The following is a 17,698-nucleotide window of genomic DNA, read 5'->3' on the forward strand; positions in this document are numbered from 1 at the left end:
ACGGCCCGCACCGCCCACGCGTCCCGCAGCTCCCGCACGGCCGGTCGCGGCCACTGGCCGGGTGAGGCCGCGGCTGGTTGTGGCCAGCGCCGGGCCCTGGCGTCCCGGGCCGGACCGACTCATGATCGATTCACCCCCTTAAGGCCCCTTTCCCCGAGGTGGATTCGTCATGTGCGGCGTAGCCGGGCTCTTCACGGGCTGTACCGCCCTCACCCCCTGTCCCCCGCCGCCGCCCGGCCCCCCGGTCGCGGGCGGCCCCCCGTACGCGGCCGCACCGGCGGACGCCGCCGCGGACGGTTCCCCGTACGGCCCCGCCCCGTACCGCAGCCCCTTCGGCGACTGGTACGAGCGGGTCACCGCCCGGCCGCCGCTGCGCCGGACCCTCCTGCTCCCCGAGGGGACGGCCCCCTTCTCGCCGGCCCTCGCGCCCGTCACCGGGCACCCCCTGGTCCGCGCGCTGCCCGCCCCCGCCCGGACCCGGCTGCTCGCGCTGCACGCCCACCGCTACCTCGACTTCACCGCCCGCCTGGAGCACCTGGTCGTCAACCGCACGGCCCTCGGCATCGCGCACGGCACCCTCGGCGTCGACCTGCCGGAGGAGATGCGCTTCGACGCGTACAAGCTCTACTGCGACGAGGCCTGGCACGCGCTGACCGCCGCCGACCTCGCCCGCCAGCTCCGCCACGCCACCGGCGTCACGGCGCCCGAAGCCGGCGCCCCGGCCTTCCTGGCCCGGCTGGCGGCGGTCCGGGAGGCCGTCGGGCCCCGGTCCGCGCAGCTCGCCGAACTGGTCTTCGTGGTCTGCTCGGAGACCCTGGTCTCCGCCACCCTGCCGGCCGGCGCCGAGGACCCCCTGATGCCCGCCGCGCTCCGCGACACCCTGCGCGACCACGCCCGGGACGAGGCCCGCCACCACGCCTACTTCGCGGCCTTCCTGCGCCTGCTCTGGACCCGGCTCGACGCCGGCCAGCGGCGCACGGCCGGCCGGCTGGCCCCACGGGCCGTCGCCGCGTTCCTCGGCCCCGACCTCCCCGCCCTCCGCGCCGACCTGGCCGCGGCCGGACTGCGGCCCGGCGAGGCCGAGCAGGTGCTGGCCGAGACCCACCCGCCGGACGCAGTGGCCGCGTACGGCCGCGAGGCCGCCCGGCCCGTCCTGCGCCACTTCGCGGAGCTGGGTGTGCTGGACGATCCGTACGTACGTGAGGAACTGGCCGCGTACGGGCTCAGTTGGGACGCGCACGTCACCTGACGTTCATTCAACCAACACCGGAACCTGGGTTTCCGCGAGCACGCTGCCCCCTGTGAGACGCATCCTGGGAATCGCCCTGGCGGTCCTGCTGATCGGCGGAGTTGTCTTCGCCGTCCTGGCGGGGCGCGGAGGTCAGGGAATAGGCGGCACGGCAACGAAGACCGTGCGTGGTGTGATCGGGTCGGAGAAGGCCGAGTTCTTCGACGATCCCGACGTGGTCGAGGCCCTTGCAGGCAAGGGCTGGACGGTGGAGACGGAGACCTCGGGGTCCTGGGCGATGGACCAGCTCCCGCTGAAGGACTACGACTTCGCCTTTCCGGGGAGCAGGGCTCCCGCCGACGCGGTCCGCGCGAAGTCACCCCTGAAGGTGACCGCGGCCCGCCCCTTCTACTCGCCGCTGGTGATCGTGGCGCACAGCGCGGCCGCGGGGGTGCTGGCCGACAACGGCCTGGTCCGCAAGGCCGGCGCCAAGTCCGGCACACTGCTGATGGACCCGTTCCTGAAGGCCGTGGCCGCCGACCGCACCTGGCAGCAGCTCAAGGGCGCCGACGCGCACGCCGAGCTGAGCGGCTCCCTCTACATCAGCACCACCGACCCGGCCAGCTCCAACTCCGGCGCCCTGTACCTGGCCATGACCTCCTTCGTCGCCGAGCGGCAGAGGGTGGTCGCCGACAAGGCCGGGATCGACCGCACGGCGCCGCTGCTGCGCAAGCTGATCGCCCCCCAGGGCGCCCAGCAGACCAGCACCGACGCGCCGTTCCGGGACTTCATCAGCGGGGTGGGCAACCCCCTGGTGCTCGTGTACGAGTCCCAGGTGGCCTCCCTGCTCCAGCAGAAGCAGGACACCGGCGACCTGGTGGTCCTCTACCCCGACACCACGGTCCCCAGCGACCACACCCTGGTGCCGCTCACCGAGGACGGCAAGGCGCTCGGCGAGCTGCTGAGCACCGACAAGCGGCTGCGCGAGCTGGCCGTACGGCACGGCTACCGGCCGCAGGGCGCGCTGTCCGAGTTCACCGCGGCCACCGCGCCGCACACCGCCTACCTCAACCAGAAGCTGACGGGGATCCGCCAGGCGCCCGTGCCGACCGTCGAGGTCCTGCACGAGATGGCCGCGCGGGCGAAGGGCCAGGGGGGCCACTGATGACCACCGCAGAAGAGCCGGGACAGCTCGTCCTGACCGCCCCGGAGCCCGTGGCCCCGGTCCGCAAGGAGCAGGCCGCCGGCCTGGTGCCGCTCCAGGACGGCGTACGCGAGGAGATGGCCCGCCGGGCCGGGGAGTACGTCGGCTCGCTGGCCGGCCTCGACGCCCGCTCGCCGGAGTTCGCCGGACGCATCGGGGAGATCGCCGGGCTGGGCGCGGGCGAGATCCGCAGCGCCGCCCAGCAGTCCAACCGGATGCTGGACCGGGCCGTACGTTCCCTGGAGGCGGACGGCGGCGGCGAGGCCCAGGCCCGCGTCGCCTCCTCGCTGGTGGAGCTGCGCCGCACGGTCGAGGACCTCGACCCGCGCGACACCCCCGGCAAGGGGCTCGGCAAGCTGCTGTCGAGGCTGCCGGGCGGCAACAGGTTCCGCGACCACGTCGCGAAGTACGCCTCGTCGCAGGCCACCCTCAACCGCATCGTCGGCGCCCTGCGCGGCGGCCAGGACGAGCTGCGCCGCGACAACGCGGCGCTGCACACCGAGCGCACCCGCCTGTGGGAGACCATGGGCAAGCTCCAGGAGTACGCGGTGCTCACCGAGGCGCTCGACGCGGCGGTGGAACAGCGCGTCGCCGAGGTCGCGGCCGCCGACCCGCAGCAGGCGGACGCGCTGCGCGCGGACGTCCTCTTCCCGGTCCGACAGAAGCACCAGGACCTGCTGACCCAGCTCGCGGTCTGCGCCCAGGGCTACCTGGCCATGGACGTGGTCCGGCGCAACAACGACGAGCTGATCAAGGGCGTGGAGCGGGCGGCGACCACGACGGTGTCGGCGCTGCGCATCGCGGTGATGCTGGCCTCCGCCCTGGACAACCAGCGCAAGGTGGTCGAGCAGGTCAACGCCCTGCGGGGGACGACCGAGGACCTGATCCGGGGCAACGCGGAGATGCTGGCCACGCAGACCGGCGAGATCCAGCGGATCGCGGCGGACCCGGCGGTGGGCGCGGAGACGCTGCGCACCGCGTTCGGGCAGATCTACAAGACGCTGGACGCGATCGACACGTACAAGGTGCAGGCCACGGAGTCGATGGCGGCGACGGTCGAGTCGCTGACCGGGGAGCTCCAGGCGGCGACGGCGTACCTGGAGCGGACGCGGCAGACCGGCGCCCTGGAAGGCGGTGCCCGGTGAGGAAGCGCATCACGACGGCCGCCCTGCTCGCGCTGGGCCTGGTGCTGACGGCGTGCGACAGCGCGCCGGAGCCCGACGCCGGCCCCCTCCCGTACCAGGAGGGCACGCTGCGGGTGCTGGCCTCCTCCGAGCTGTCCGACATGCAGCCGGTGCTGGACGCGGCCCGCGAGAAGACCGGCGTCACGGTGAAGTTCACCTGGTCGGGCACGCTCGACGCGGTGGAGAAGCTGGCCTCGGGGAAGGCGGACGGCGCGTACGACGCCGTCTGGCTGTCCTCCAACGACTACCTCAGGCTGCGGCCCGAGGCGGGCGGCAAGGTCACCAACGAGACGCCGGTGATGACCTCGCCGGTGGCGATCGGCGTCAAGCGCGCCACCGCCGACCGGCTGGGCTGGAAGGACGGGGAGCTGACCTGGTCGCAGCTGCACCAGGCGGTGAAGGCCGGGCAGCTGACGTACGGGATGACCGACCCGGTCCGCTCCAACTCGGGCTTCTCCGCGCTGGTTTCGGTGGCCTCGGGGCTGTCGGGCGCGCAGGCTGCCCTCACGGACGCGGACGTGGACGAGGCCTCCCCGGCCCTGAAGGAGTTCTTCAAGGGCCAGAAGCTGACCTCGGGCTCCTCGGGCTGGCTGGCGGACGCCTACACCCGCAGGGGCTCGGTGGACGCCCTCGTCAACTACGAATCCGTCCTGCTCTCCCTGAAGCAGGACCTGACGGTGATCCGCCCGAAGGACGGCGTGGTCACGGCCGACTACCCGCTCGCGCTGCTCACCTCGGCGCCGCAGGGCGCGCGGGCCTCGATGCGCTCGCTGACCGCGTACCTGCGGACGGCGGAGGCCCAGAAGCGGATCACGGACACGACGCTGCGGCGGCCGGTGACGGCGGGCGTGGCGCCGGGGCCGGGCCTGTCGCCCACCAAGCGCCGCGAACTGCCCTTCCCCGGCACCCGGTCGGTGGCGGACGGCCTGCTGGCCTCGTACGAGAACGAGCTGCGCCGCCCGTCGCGGACGGTGTACGTGCTCGACACCTCGGGCTCGATGGAGGAGGAGAACCGCATCGGCAGGCTCCGGGACGCCCTGGCGAGGCTGACGGGCAGCGGGGACTCCCCGGTGGGCCGGCGCTTCCGGGACCGGGAGGAGGTGACGCTGATGCCCTTCGGCTCGACGGTGAAGAAGACGACGACGCACGTGGTGGACCCGGGCAGCCCGACGACCGCCCTGAACGCGATCCGCTCGGACATCGACGCGCTCTCGCCGGACGGCGGTACGGCGGTCTACAGCAGCCTGAAGGAGGCGTACGAGCACATCGGCGGCGGCCGCGGGGACGCCTTCACCTCGATCGTCCTGATGACGGACGGCGAGAACACGGAGGGCGCGGACGCCTCGGAGTTCGACGCCTTCTACGCCCGGCAGTCCCCGGAGGGGAAGTCCACGCCGGTGTTCGCGATCCTCTTCGGCGACTCCGACCAGGCCGAACTCACGCACATCACCGAGCTGACCGGCGGCCGCCTGTTCGACGCGACGGGCGGCAACGACAAGCTGGACGGAGCCTTCGAGGAGATCCGTGGCTACCAGTAGGGGCAACCGGGCCCTCGCCTACCTGGAATCGAAGAAGAACCTGGCCGGCAGCGCGGCCGGCGTCGTGGGCGTCGGCCTCACCCTGGCCGGTGTGGCGGGCCCGTACTGGCCGGTGGTGGTGGCCGGCCTGTACGGTGCGGCCGCCCTGATCGCCCCGCCGGAGCACGTGGTCGTCCCGGACTTCCCGGACCCGGCGGAGCAGCTGAGCACCCTCCGGGACGACTTCGCGACGCTGAAGCGGTACATCGCGGAGGTGGAGCCGAACCCTGCGGCGGCGGGCAAGCTGACGGAGCTGATGAACCGGTACGAGGCGCTGCTGGACCCGACCTGGGTCTCGGACGTCCTGGCCGCCGACCCGGAGGCCGTCCACACCCTCTCCCGGGCCGTCCGCCAGGACGTCCCGGAGTGCGTGGACACGTACCACCGCGCCCGCTGGTGGAGCCGCCTGAACCCCGGCACCGAATCCCCGGACCGCCACCTGGAACACCAGCTGACCCTCCTCTACGACGAGGCCGACCGCCTCACCACCACCCTCCGCGAAGCCGAATCCCGCCGCCAGCAGACCCACACGACCTACCTGGAGGACCGCGGCCGGTCCTGACCCGGCTAGGGTCGGCCCACCGGTGATCAACGGGGGGGCGCTGTGCGCAGGTGGGCGGTCGTGGTGGCCGGGGTCGTGCTGGCCGGGGCCGGGTGCTCCGGGGGCGGGGCGGGTGACGGGGTGCTGGGGGCCGGGGCGCGGGCGTATCTGGAGGACGCGCTCGCCGTGGCGGAGCGGCACTCGGTGCTGCGGGACACCGCCGACTGGGGCGCGGTGCGGGCGGTCGCGTTCCGGCGGGCGGAGCGGGACCGGGCCCGGACGCCCGCGCAGACGTACCCGGCGATCCGGGACGCGCTGCGGGAGTTGGGGGACCGGCACAGCCAACTGCTGGATCCGGCGCAGGCGGCGGAGGCCACCGGCGCGGCGGAGGCGGAGCCGCCCGTCGTGGAGCTGCTGCCGGGGCGGATCGCGCACGTCACGCTGCCGGCCGTGCCGAACGAGCGGGCCGGCGCGGAGTACGTGCGCCGGGGGCGGGAGGCCGTGCGCAAGGCGGCCGCGGCGGGGGCGTGCGGGTGGGTGGTGGACCTGCGGTCCAACCCGGGCGGCGACATGTTCCCGCTGCTGGGCGCGGTGGGGGCCGTACTGGGTGACGGCACGGTGGGGTCGTTCGTGACGCCCGGCGGGGCGCGTACGCCGTGGGTCGTCCGCAGCGGTACGCCCAGCGGGCAGCTCCGCGACTGGGGACCGGCCGAGCCGCTCCCCCGGCCCGCGCCGCCGGTCGCGGTGCTGACCAGCAACCGCACGGCCAGCGCCGCCGAGGCCGCGGCCATCGCCTTCCGCGGCCGCCCGGCGACCCGTGCGTTCGGCGAGCCGACGGCCGGTCTGACGACGGGGAACGCGGCCCACCGGCTGTCCGACGGCGCCCTGCTGCTGCTGGCCGGCTCGTACGAGGCCGACCGGACGGGCACGGTCCACAAGGGCCCGCTCGCCCCGGACGAGGAGACCGGCGAGGAGCGCGCGCCGGAGGCCGCCGCAAAGTGGCTGCGCGCGCAGGACGACTGCCGGGGCTGAGGACCGGCCCGCGCTGCCGGGGCTGAGGACCAGCCCGCGCGGGACGGCTGCCGGGACTGCGGACCGCCCCCGCCGCGGAACGGCGACGGCCCGCCGGTCACGAGGACCGGCGGGCCGTTGCTGCGTCGGGTGCCGCTTGGTCGGGGGCTCCCACGTTCTTCGTCACCCCCTCGCGGGGGGTCAGGGCTCAGCCCAGGCGCTCGACGAGCGCGTGGTACTGGTCCCACAGCTCCTTCGGGGTGTGGTCACCGAAGGTGTTGAGGTGGTCGGGGACCAGCGCCGCCTCCTCGCGCCAGACCTCCTTGTCCACCGTCAGGAGGAAGTCGAGGTCCTCGGCCGGCAGGTCCAGGCCCTCGGTGTCGAGCGAGTCCTTGGCCGGCAGGATGCCGATGGGGGTCTCGACGCCCTCGGCCTTGCCGTCGAGGCGCTCGACGATCCACTTCAGGACGCGGCTGTTCTCGCCGAAGCCCGGCCACACGAACTTGCCCGCGTCGTTCTTGCGGAACCAGTTCACGTAGTAGATCTTCGGGAGCTTCGCCTGGTCCTTGTCGGCCGCGACCTTGACCCAGTGGGCCATGTAGTCGCCCATGTTGTAGCCGCAGAACGGCAGCATGGCGAAGGGGTCGCGGCGCAGCTCGCCGACCTTGCCCTCGGCGGCGGCGGTCTTCTCGGAGGCGACGTTCGCGCCGAGGAAGACGCCGTGGTTCCAGTCGAAGGACTCGGTCACCAGCGGCACCGCGGAGGCGCGGCGGCCGCCGAAGAGGATCGCGGAGATCGGGACGCCCTTGGGGTCCTCCCACTCCGGGGCGATCGTCGGGCACTGCGCGGCCGGCACGGTGAAGCGGGCGTTGGGGTGGGCGGCCGGGGTCTCCGAGTCCGGAGTCCAGTCGTTGCCCTTCCAGTCGACGAGGTGCGCGGGCGCCTCCTCGGTCATGCCCTCCCACCACACGTCGCCGTCGTCGGTCAGCGCGACGTTGGTGAAGACCGAGTTGCCCCAGAGGGTCTTCATGGCGTTGGCGTTGGTGTGCTCGCCGGTGCCGGGCGCGACGCCGAAGAAGCCGGCCTCGGGGTTGATCGCGTAGAGGCGGCCGTCCTCGCCGAAGCGCATCCAGGCGATGTCGTCGCCGATGGTCTCGACCGTCCAGCCGGGGATCGTGGGCTCCAGCATGGCGAGGTTGGTCTTGCCACAGGCGGACGGGAAGGCGGCGGCCACGTACTTGGCCTCACCCTGCGGCGGGGTGAGCTTCAGGATGAGCATGTGCTCGGCCAGCCAGCCCTCGTCGCGGGCCATGACGGACGCGATGCGCAGGGCGTAGCACTTCTTGCCGAGCAGGGCGTTGCCGCCGTAGCCCGAGCCGAAGGACCAGATCTCGCGGGTCTCCGGGAAGTGGGAGATGTACTTGGTGCTGTTGCAGGGCCACGGCACGTCGGCCTCGCCCTCGGCGAGCGGCGCGCCGAGCGTGTGGACGGCCTTGACGAAGAAGCCGTCGGTGCCGAGCTCGTCCAGGACCTGCTGTCCCATGCGGGTCATGGTGCGCATCGCCACGGCGACGTAGGCGGAGTCGGTGATCTCGACGCCGATCGCGGACAGCGGCGAGCCGACGGGGCCCATGCAGAAGGGCACGACGTACATCGTGCGGCCCTTCATGGAGCCGCGGAAGATGCCCTTCTCTCCCGCGAAGATGTCCTTCATCTCCGCCGGGGCCTTCCAGTGGTTGGTCGGGCCGGCGTCCTCCTCCTTCTCGGAGCAGATGAAGGTGCGGTCCTCGACGCGCGCGACGTCGGTGGGGTCGGAGGCCGCGTAGTACGAGTTCGGGCGCTTGATCGGGTCGAGCTTCTTGAACGTGCCCTTGGCGACGAGCTCCTCGCACAGGCGCTCGTACTCGGCCTCGGAACCGTCGCACCAGACGATCCGGTCGGGCTGGGTGAGGGCTGCGATCTCCTCGACCCAGGAGACGAGCTCCTGGTGGTTGGTGGGGGTGGAAAGGGGAGCCGCGTTGTCGCGCGCCACGATTGCTCCTTGTAGAGGGGTTTTTAAGATGTATGCCCCGTGGGGGCTGCGACCCGGACGCGTCGTAGCTGCTCATCCGGTGCCGACCGCACTCATCTGATCATCCGTGTCGTGTGCCCATATGTCCAGGGGGCCTCTCACGTGAGCATCGCCACTCGGTTCAATCTTCGGCAAAGCGAACAATCGGCAAAAGACACCTCCCGGCTACCTACGGACCCGTAGGTAGCATGGCCGCCATGACTCTTGATGCCCCCGCCAAGCCGGTCATGCGCGGCTGGCTGCACGCCGGGATGTTCCCCGCCGTGGTGATCGCGGGCCTGGTCCTCATGGCCTTCACGGACTCGACCCGCGCGCGGGTGGCCTGCGGCGTGTACGCGCTCACCGCCTGCCTGCTCTTCGGGATCAGCGCGCTCTACCACCGGGGCACCTGGGGGCCGCGCGGCGAGGCGGTCCTGAGGCGGCTGGACCACGCCAACATCTTCCTGATCATCGCGGGGACGTACACGCCGCTGACCGTGCTGCTGCTGCCCGACTCCACCGGCCGGACCCTGCTCTGGGCCGTCTGGATCGCGGCCGCCGCCGGCATCGCCTTCCGCGTCTTCTGGGTCGGGGCACCGCGCTGGCTCTACACCCCCTGCTACATCGCGATGGGGTGGGCCGCGGTCTTCTTCCTCCCCGAGTTCATGCGCGCGGGCGGGATCGCCGTACTGGTCCTGGTGATCGTCGGCGGCCTGCTGTACAGCGCGGGCGGGGTCATCTACGGCATGAAGCGTCCGAACCCCTCACCGCGCTTCTTCGGCTTCCACGAGGTCTTCCACTCGCTCACCCTCGCGGCCTTCATCACCCACTACGTGGGCATCTCGCTGGTGGCGTACGCGCACACGTAGCGAGGGCGGCGCACGCGCACGCGCGTACCGAAGCGGCGCGCGCGCACGCGCAAGAGGCCGCCGGCGCCCAGCCGACGGCCTCTCCCGCTTCCACTTCCACGACTACGACCTGACGGCCCCCAGCTCGCGCGCCAGCGCCCGGTCGTCCCCGGTCGGCGCCGCGCAGACGAAGTGCCGGCAGACGTACGCCGCCGGCCGGCCCCCGACCAGCGGCCGGTCGGCCAGCAGCGGGAACTCGTCCCCGCCCGGCTCCCCCACCGCCACGACCGCGCCCGGCGCCGTCCCGAGCAGCGCCGTACGGTGCAGCCGGTGCAGGGCGGCGTCCTCGGCGGGCCCGACCACGGCGACCTCGCGCGGCCCGTCGAGCAGCGCCTCCGCGACGGCCAGCCCCCACCCGATGAACCGCGGGGCGCGCGGACCCAGGGCGTGCACCACGCCGAGCGCACGCTCCGCCGCGGTGCGGTGCGCCTCCGAGCCGGTGTGGGCGGCGTACGAGAGCAGCGCGCCCGCGGCGGCGGTCCAGCCGGCCGGCGCCGCGTTGTCGGTGGGGTCCTGCGGCCGGCGGATCAGCTGCTCCGCGTCGTGCGCGGTGTCGTACAGCGTGCCGTCCTCGGCGGTGAACTGGTCCAGGATCAGGTCGGCGAGGAAACCGGCGAACTCCAGCCAGACCCCCTCGCCCGTCACCGCCGCCAGCGCGAGGAAGCCCTCCGCCACGTCGCCGTAGTCCTCCAGCACCCCGTCGTTGCCGCCGACCACGCCGTCCTTGCTCGTCCTGGCCAGCCGCGCGCGCCCGGAGGCCGCGTCGAAGTGGACGCGCACCAGCAGGTCCGCCGCCTCGGTGGCGCGCTCGACCAGGTCGGGGCGGTCGAAGTACGCGCCGCACTCGGCCAGCGCGGCGATGGCCAGGCCGTTCCAGGCCGCCACCACCTTGTCGTCCCGGCCCGGCGCGGGCCGCCCCGCCCGCACGGCCAGCAGCCGCTCCCTGATGGAGGCGATCCGCGCGGCCTCGACCACCGGCCCGTCCTGCGGGAGCTGGAGCACCGACTTGCCGTGCTCGAAGGTGCCCTCCTCGGTCACCCCGAAGTACGCCGTCGCCGTCCCGGCGTCCTCGTCGCCGAGCACCTCGCGCAGCTCGGCGGCGGTCCAGGCGTAGTACGCGCCCTCGACGTGCTTCCCCGTGCCGTCGTCGGAATCGGCGTCCAGCGCGGACGCGAACCCGCCCTCCCGCGTGCGCAGTTCCCGCACCATGAAGTCGGCGGTCTCCAGGGCCACCCGCCGGGCCAGGTCGGAGCCGGTGCTGCGCCACAGGTGCGCGTACGCGCGGCACAGCAGCGCGTTGTCGTACAGCATCTTCTCGAAGTGCGGGACCACCCAGGCCCGGTCCACCGAGTACCGCGCGAAGCCGCCCCCGAGCTGGTCGTAGATGCCGCCCCGCGCCATCGCCTCGCAGGTGTCGGCGGCCATCTGGAGCGCGCCCTCCGCGCCGGTCCTGGCGTGGTGCCGCAGCAGGAACTCGACCACCATCGACGGCGGGAACTTGGGCGCCCCGCCGAACCCGCCGTGCCGGGAGTCGTAGTCCCTGGTCAGCCCGAGCAGCGCCTGGGCCAGCTCCTCGGGCCCCGGCACGCCGGCCCGCCCGTAGTCGAGCTGCCGCCCGGCCAGGTCCCGCACGATCTTCTTCGCGACCTCGGCCACCTCGTCCCGGCGCCCGACCCAGGCCGTGCGCACGCCCTCCAGCACCTGCATGAAGGACGGCATCCCGTGCCGCGGCTCCGGCGGGAAGTACGTACCGAAGTAGAAGGGCTCGGCATCGGGCGTCAGGAACACCGTCATGGGCCACCCGCCCTGCCCGGTGGCCGCCTGCACCGCCTCCATGTAGACGGCGTCGACGTCCGGCCGCTCCTCCCGGTCCACCTTGACGTTGACGAAGTGCTCGTTGAGGTAGGCCGCCGTCAGCTCGTCCTCGAAGGACTCGTGCGCCATCACGTGGCACCAGTGGCAGCTCGAGTACCCGACGCTGAGCAGCACCGGCACCCCCCGCTCACGCGCCTCGGCGAACGCCTCCGGCGACCAGGGCCACCAGTCCACCGGGTTGTCCGCGTGCTGCAGGAGGTACGGGGAGGTCTCATGAGCGAGGTGGTTCGGCATGCGCACATCCTGCCCCACGCCCGGAACGCCACCACCGGAAGCCACGAACCGGACCCGGCCCCAGTACCGGAAAAGGGGAGGAGGTCCCGATGGACGCGCCGGGGCGGCGCCGGGCCCGCGCGGCCGCGGACGGCCGCACGGAGGTTCCGCCCGGAGGTTTAGCGCGAAGCTCTGATCCTGCTCAACTCCGGTTGATCCGGGCGGGGTTCTCTCGCGCGGGCGTCCTCCGCGCCGCACACTGGTCCTCCTGGCCAGGCTCTCGGAGGGGGATGCGCATGCGTGACGGCCATCGGAGCGAGGCGGAGCAGCTGGTGGCGCGGGCCGTCGAGGAGGAGGTGCGGCGGTCCGGCGGGCGGCTGGAGCAGGGGCCGCTGCTCGTCCGGGCGAGAGAGGCGCTGGACGCGATGGCGGCCGCCGCGGCCCCCGAGTACGCCGCCTACACCCGGGCGCTCGACGAAGCCGCCGCCGGGGCACCCTCGCTCGGCGCCGCCTTCCGGGTGAACGCCTCAACGGCCGCTCTGGTGACCGGTGTTGCCGCGCTGACCGCCTCCGTCACCGACCTGGCCCTGGGCCTGGAGGCCGGCGCGGCACTCGGTGCCGGGGCGGTGGTCGCGGCGGCCGGCGCGGCGGCCACCGCTGCGAAGGTCGCGGCCGCCTACTGGCCCGCCGCCCACCGGCAGGCCGGCGCCCTGGGCCAGCCCGGCGGCCCCGAGCAGCTGCGGCTCCAGTGGCTGACGGCGCTGGAGGTGCGGGGCGTACGGCCCTTCCTGGACCAGCAGCGGATGGTCTCCGAGGCCGCCCGCCGCACCGTCCCGAAGCAGACCGCCACCGCCCCGCAGCTGCGCGGCGCGGACCGCAGCGCGGCGGCCCGGCGGCGGAACGTACTGGCCCAGTCCTTCGGGCAGCTGCCGGAGCCGGCCGGACCGTTCGCCGGGCGGCGGGCCGAGGTGGCCCGGATCGCCCAGTGGGTGCAGGCCGCGCGGGCCAGCACCGAGACCCGGCCCGTGGTCGTCGTGCTGCACGGCGAACCGGGCGTGGGCCGCACCACGCTGGCCGTGCGGACCGCCCACCACCTCCGGGACCAGTACCGCGGTGCCTGCGTGGTGGACCTGCGGGGCGGCTCGCTCAGCGGCGAGACCCCGCTGCCCACCCGGGAGGCGCTGCTGCACCTGCTGAACCGGCTGGGCGCCCCCCGCGAGCAGCTCCTCTTCCGTGAGCGGTCCTCCGCGGAACAGCAGGTACGGCGGCTGGCGGAGCTGTACCACCAGCACCTCCAGGGGCTGCCGGTGACGGTGGTCCTGGACGACGCGGCCGACCCGGCGCAGGTGCGGCTGCTGGTGCCGGAGCGCTCGGACTCGCTGGTGCTGGTGACCGCGCGCCGGCCGCTGGTCCTGCCCGATGACACCCCGGCCTGGGTGTACCAGCTGCCGGTGACCGCGCTGGCCGACGCGGACGGCGCCGAGGTGCTGCGGGAGGCGGTCGAGGCGGCCGGCACGAGCGTGTACGACGAGCAGGCGCTGGCCGCGATCCAGCGGTTCACCGGCGGTCTGCCCCTGGCGCTGCGGCTGACCGGCCCGCTGCTCGGCACGCACACGGCCCGCCGCTTCGAGCTGCACCTGCGGGACCGCGCGGGCTCGCTCGACGTGACCGAGCGGGCGCTCGACCTGTCGTACGCACACCTCGCCGACCCCGCGCGGCGGCTGCTGCGGCGGCTGGCGCTGGCCGGCCGGGTCTCACTCGGTGCGGCGGCCGCGGCCGCGCTCACGGAGACCAACGAGGCGGAGGCCCAGCGGCTGCTGGGCAAGCTGGCCAAGACCGGCCTGATCGACCACGTGCGCGGCGAGCGGTACCGGCTGCACGACGCGGTGCGCTCGTACGCGGCCGCGAAGCTGGCGGAAGAGGAGGACCGCACCGAGATCGCGGCGGCGCACGAGCGCCTCATCCGGAACTACGCGCAGCTGGCCGACACCGTGATCCGGATGGTCGACGGCAAGACCTCGACGCGCGCCGACACCTTCGTGAAGGGCGCGGTCGGCGGCCACGGCTTCACCTCCCTGGAGGCGGCGCTGCAGTGGCTGGACGACGAGTCGAGCTTCATCACGGCGGCACTGCGGCACACCGAGGGCGTGGACCAGCGGGCGGTGCTGGACCTGCTCGGCGCGCTGTGCGACTACTGCCTGCTGCGCGGCGACCTGTACCGGCTGGGCGAGATCAACGAGCTGACCCAGGCCGTGGACCAGGGGCTGCTGGTGCGGTCGGTGCAGTGGCGCACCGGCATCGCGGCCCGGCAGCTGGGCGAGCTGGACAAGGCGCGCACCACGCTGGCGTCGGTGGTCGACTCGTACTTCGAGGCCCGGCACGAGTCCGGCGCGGCACGGGCCCTGGTGTCGCTGGGCATCACCCTGCACCACCAGGGCAACCTGACGGAGGCGGCGGCCCGGATCCGCGAGGCGCTGGCGCTGCAGACCGGCGAGGAGCTGGCCGGCGACCGGGCCTGGGCGCTGCACGCGCTGGCCTCGGTGGAGCGGGACAACGCGCGGCTGGGCGAGGCGCTGGAGCTGCTGGCGGAGTCGCTGCGGCTGCACCGGGACAGCGAGAGCCTGCACGGCGAGGCCTGGGCGCACTTCCAGCGCGGCCAGGTGTACCTGCGGACGGGCGACGTGCCGGCGGCGGACGCGGAGCTGCGGCTGGCGCTGGAGCTGTACGGGCGCACGCACGACGACCGCGGCCGGGCGTGGGCGCTGACGCAACTGGCCCGGGCGCGGCTGGTGGACGGCGACGCCTCGGCGGCGGTGGACCAGCTGCGGGAGGCGCTGCTGCGGCACCGGGAGGCGGAGGACGCGCGGGGCGAGGCGTGGACCCTGTACTACCTGGGCCAGGCGCTGGAGGAGCAGGGCGACGGGGACCAGGCGGTACGGGAGCTGGAGCGCGCCCGCACGATGTTCTCCCGGATGCGGGACGTGTACGGGCTGGCCTGTGCCCGGCACCACTCGGGGCGTGTGACGCGGGACCTCCGCGCGGCCCAGACCGGGAACCTGCGGAACTCGGGCTTCGCCCGGCAGCTGCTGGTGGACGCGCGGGCGGACTTCCACCGGATCGGGGTGGCCCACGGGGAGGCGTGGACGTGCCTGGAGCTCGCGGTGGTGGACGCGGGGAACAGCAAGGCCGCGCAGGCGGTCGCGCTGTGCGAGGAGGCACTGGCGCTGTTCCGCTCGTACGGGGACCTGCGCGGCGCGGACTGGGCGGCGCTGCTGCGGGCCACCCTGCTGCCGTACGCCGCCGCGGGCGGCGAGGAGGCGGCGCGGGAGGCGCTGGCGTCGCTGGCCGGCGGCCACCCGGCCCGGGATCCGAAGCTGGCGGACTGCGTGGAGGCGTACGCCGTGATGCTGGACCGCGGCGTGGACCCCGCCGAGGGCTGGCAGGGCTACCGCCTGGGCATGATCCCGTCCCGCCACGCCCGCGAGGTCATGGGCGTCCCGGTCCCGGCCCGGGACGCGGACACCGCCGGCACCGGCTGAGGCGCGCCGCCCCGCGGCCCATGCCTCAGCCCATGCCTCAGGCGCCGGGGAGACCGGTCTCCGGTCCCGCCGGCGCCCGGGGCGCGGGTCAGGCCTTGGCCGGCTTCGAGGGGGCGTCGGCGGCCGCCGGCTCCGGGGTCTCCTCGAAGTTCACCCGGCCCATGTGCCGGTTCATCGACTTCATCAGGCCCCACGTCCCGACGGCCAGCACCGCGAAGACGATGAAGCCCAGGATGCCGGGGGTCACCTTGTTCTTGTCGAAGGTGTCCCCGGCGAGCGGGAGGAGCTGGGCCAGTGCCGCGTGAGTAGCGCTCATGTCAGGCATTGTCGCGGATGCCCGCGAAGAGGTCGTCCTCGGGGAGGGTGGTGTCCACGAGCGACTTCGCCAGCTCGTACTCCTCGGTGGGCCAGATCTCCTTCTGGATCTCCAGCGGGACGCGGAACCAGCCGCCGTCGGGGTCGATCTGGGTGGCGTGGGCGATCAGGGCCTTGTCGCGGATCTCGAAGAACTCGCCGCACGGGACGTGGGTGGTCAGGGTCCGCTCCGTGCGCTCGAACTCCTTCCAGCGCTCCAGCCACTCGCCGTACGGGGACTCCAGGCCGCGGGCCAGCAGGCCCTCGTGCAGGGCGACGGTGCGCGGCTTGTTGAAGCCCTGGTTGTAGTAGAGCTTCTGGGGCTGGTAGGCGGGGCCGAACTCCGCCTCCGGGTACTTCTCGGTGTCCGCCGCGCCCTCGAACGCCACCATCGAGATCTTGTGGGTCATGATGTGGTCGGGGTGCGGGTAGCCGCCGTTCTCGTCGTAGGTCGTGATGACCTGCGGACGGAACGCGCGGATCTGCGCGACCAGGCGGCCGGCCGCGGCGTCGACGTCCTCCAGCGCGAAGCAGCCCTCCGGCAGCGGGGGCAGCGGGTCGCCCTCGGGGAGGCCGGAGTCGACGTAGCCCAGCCACTCCTGGGAGACGCCGAGGATCTCGCGGGCCTCGTCCATCTCCTTGCGGCGCACCTCGTGGATGTTCTCCTCGATGTACTTGTCGCCCTGGAGCTTGGGGTTGAGGACGGAGCCGCGCTCGCCGCCCGTGCAGGTCACGACCAGCACGTCCACCCCCTCGGACACGTACTTGGCCATCGTCGCCGCGCCCTTGCTCGACTCGTCGTCGGGGTGCGCGTGGACTGCCATCAGGCGAAGCTGCTCAGTCAAGACTCGATCCTCAGTGTTTCGGCGCCGAACACGGGGCCGTCCCGGCCGGACGGGGGGCGGCTTCTATAGTGACCGAATCGGGGGGCGGAAAATTCCACGGCCCCCAGGAGAGGAACGATCATGAGCGCGGTGCGCGAGGGCTTGCCGGAGGGCCGTTACGGCCGTACCCAGGACGAGCGCGCGGACCGGAAGCTCAAGATCATCGGCTCGGTGCTCGGCGTGGGCCTGCTGGGCGTGGTCGGCTGGATCGGCTGGGACTACGTCGCCGGGCAGTCCGTCAGCGCCGAGGTGATCAAGTTCCAGGCCTCGGACGGCGAGGTCAAGGTGCACCTGGAGGTCCGCAAGGACTCTTCGGTGCGCGGGGTGTGCACCCTCAGCTCCCAGGACCGGGACCACAATGAGGTCGGCCGCAAGGATTACGTCTTCGATCAGCGGGCATCCCGTATCGACGAGGTGGTCGTGCTGAAGACGACCAGCAGGGCCACGACGGTCGAGCTGGTCGGCTGCCAGCCGGCCGCTTCCCGCTGACCTGCACTGACACACTTCATACTCGTCGCCTCCTCCCCCTTTTTCCCCCGAATTGTTAGGCTCGTGGTTTCGCCTGGCAGAGCGAGGCGGCTTGTAATCCCAGTACCGACGAGGAGCACCTGTGACCCAGACGAGCGAGAGCGTCACCTGGCTGACCCAGGACGCCTACGACCAGCTCAAGGCCGAGCTGGAGTACCTGTCTGGTCCCGCACGCACGGAGATCGCGGCGAAGATCGCGGCTGCCCGTGAGGAGGGTGACCTGCGGGAGAACGGCGGTTACCACGCGGCCAAGGAGGAGCAGGGCAAGCAGGAGCTCCGGGTCCGCCAGCTGACGCAGCTGCTCGAGTCCGCCAAGGTCGGCGAGGCGCCGTCCTCCAACGGCGTGGTGGCCCCCGGCACCGTCGTGACCATCGCCTTCGACGGCGACCCGGACGACACCATGTCCTTCCTGCTCGCCTCCCGCGAGTACGCCTCCACCGAGATCGACACTTACTCGCCGCAGTCGCCGCTGGGCCAGGGCGTGGCCGGCAAGAAGATCGGCGAGGACGCGGAGTACGAGCTGCCGAACGGCAAGAAGGCCTCGGTGCGCATCCTCGACGTCAAGCCGTACACCGGCTGACGCACGCACGGCTCACGCAGGA

At 73.3% G+C, this 17,698-nt stretch carries 14 protein-coding genes; 10 read left to right on the plus strand and 4 right to left on the minus strand.

Annotated elements, in window-relative coordinates:
- The first annotated feature begins 169 nt into the window (after positions 1-169).
- From ACIQUQ_RS11515 to ACIQUQ_RS11540, 6 genes are read left to right on the plus strand one after another with little or no spacing between them, the layout of a single operon-like run.
- The gene (locus ACIQUQ_RS11515) at positions 170-1,249 is read left to right on the plus strand and encodes a diiron oxygenase (protein ID WP_403974052.1); all 1,080 of its coding nucleotides are present in this window, start codon (positions 170-172) and stop codon (positions 1,247-1,249) included.
- Between the two features lie 52 nt (positions 1,250-1,301).
- The gene (locus tag ACIQUQ_RS11520) at positions 1,302-2,393 is read left to right on the plus strand and encodes a substrate-binding domain-containing protein (protein WP_403974055.1); all 1,092 of its coding nucleotides are present in this window, start codon (positions 1,302-1,304) and stop codon (positions 2,391-2,393) included.
- Complete coding sequence (locus tag ACIQUQ_RS11525; protein WP_403974058.1) at positions 2,393-3,577, plus strand: toxic anion resistance protein; 1,185 nt, start codon at positions 2,393-2,395, stop codon at positions 3,575-3,577. Before ACIQUQ_RS11520 ends, ACIQUQ_RS11525 begins: the two co-directional genes overlap by 1 nt.
- Positions 3,574-5,154 carry a substrate-binding domain-containing protein gene (locus ACIQUQ_RS11530; protein ID WP_403974060.1) on the plus strand — a complete coding sequence of 527 codons (1,581 nt, stop codon included), beginning with the start codon at positions 3,574-3,576 and terminating at the stop codon, positions 5,152-5,154. Before ACIQUQ_RS11525 ends, ACIQUQ_RS11530 begins: the two co-directional genes overlap by 4 nt.
- Positions 5,141-5,755: a hypothetical protein gene (locus ACIQUQ_RS11535; protein ID WP_403974062.1), complete on the plus strand. Its 615-nt coding sequence runs from the start codon at positions 5,141-5,143 to the stop codon at positions 5,753-5,755. Before ACIQUQ_RS11530 ends, ACIQUQ_RS11535 begins: the two co-directional genes overlap by 14 nt.
- Before the next feature lie 42 nt (positions 5,756-5,797).
- On the plus strand, positions 5,798-6,766 hold the full coding sequence (locus ACIQUQ_RS11540) for a S41 family peptidase (RefSeq protein WP_403974064.1): 969 nt from the start codon (positions 5,798-5,800) through the stop codon (positions 6,764-6,766).
- A gap of 187 nt (positions 6,767-6,953) precedes the next feature.
- Here ACIQUQ_RS11540 and ACIQUQ_RS11545 read toward each other — a convergent pair whose 3' ends face one another.
- On the minus strand, positions 6,954-8,777 hold the full coding sequence (locus tag ACIQUQ_RS11545) for a phosphoenolpyruvate carboxykinase (GTP) (RefSeq protein WP_403974067.1): 1,824 nt from the start codon (positions 8,775-8,777) through the stop codon (positions 6,954-6,956).
- Between the two features lie 227 nt (positions 8,778-9,004).
- On the opposite strand from ACIQUQ_RS11545, the gene ACIQUQ_RS11550 reads away from it, so the two are divergent.
- The gene (locus tag ACIQUQ_RS11550; protein ID WP_403974069.1) at positions 9,005-9,664 is read left to right on the plus strand and encodes a hemolysin III family protein; all 660 of its coding nucleotides are present in this window, start codon (positions 9,005-9,007) and stop codon (positions 9,662-9,664) included.
- A 102-nt stretch (positions 9,665-9,766) separates the two neighbouring features.
- Here ACIQUQ_RS11550 and ACIQUQ_RS11555 read toward each other — a convergent pair whose 3' ends face one another.
- Positions 9,767-11,812: a thioredoxin domain-containing protein gene (locus tag ACIQUQ_RS11555; protein WP_403974071.1), complete on the minus strand. Its 2,046-nt coding sequence runs from the start codon at positions 11,810-11,812 to the stop codon at positions 9,767-9,769.
- A gap of 275 nt (positions 11,813-12,087) precedes the next feature.
- On the opposite strand from ACIQUQ_RS11555, the gene ACIQUQ_RS11560 reads away from it, so the two are divergent.
- Positions 12,088-15,330, plus strand: a complete 3,243-nt coding sequence (locus ACIQUQ_RS11560; RefSeq protein ID WP_403974073.1) for a tetratricopeptide repeat protein — start codon at positions 12,088-12,090, stop codon at positions 15,328-15,330.
- A gap of 88 nt (positions 15,331-15,418) precedes the next feature.
- Here the strand turns inward: ACIQUQ_RS11560 and ACIQUQ_RS11565 are convergent, their stop codons facing one another.
- Entirely contained in the window at positions 15,419-15,655 is a 237-nt protein-coding gene (locus ACIQUQ_RS11565) for a hypothetical protein (protein ID WP_403974075.1), read from the minus strand.
- Positions 15,648-16,529 carry a mycothiol conjugate amidase Mca gene (gene mca, locus ACIQUQ_RS11570; protein WP_403974078.1) on the minus strand — a complete coding sequence of 294 codons (882 nt, stop codon included), beginning with the start codon at positions 16,527-16,529 and terminating at the stop codon, positions 15,648-15,650. Before mca ends, ACIQUQ_RS11565 begins: the two co-directional genes overlap by 8 nt.
- A gap of 120 nt (positions 16,530-16,649) precedes the next feature.
- On the opposite strand from mca, the gene ACIQUQ_RS11575 reads away from it, so the two are divergent.
- Both ACIQUQ_RS11575 and greA read left to right on the plus strand, forming a co-directional pair.
- A complete protein-coding gene (locus tag ACIQUQ_RS11575) occupies positions 16,650-17,057 on the plus strand; it encodes a DUF4307 domain-containing protein (RefSeq protein WP_399954287.1) in 408 nt (135 codons plus the stop codon).
- A gap of 121 nt (positions 17,058-17,178) precedes the next feature.
- Positions 17,179-17,676, plus strand: a complete 498-nt coding sequence (greA, locus tag ACIQUQ_RS11580) for a transcription elongation factor GreA (protein WP_399954284.1) — start codon at positions 17,179-17,181, stop codon at positions 17,674-17,676.
- The last annotated feature ends 22 nt before the right edge of the window (positions 17,677-17,698 follow it).

The organism is Streptomyces sp. NPDC101118 (assembly GCF_044759445.1).
GTDB lineage: Bacteria > Actinomycetota > Actinomycetes > Streptomycetales > Streptomycetaceae > Streptomyces.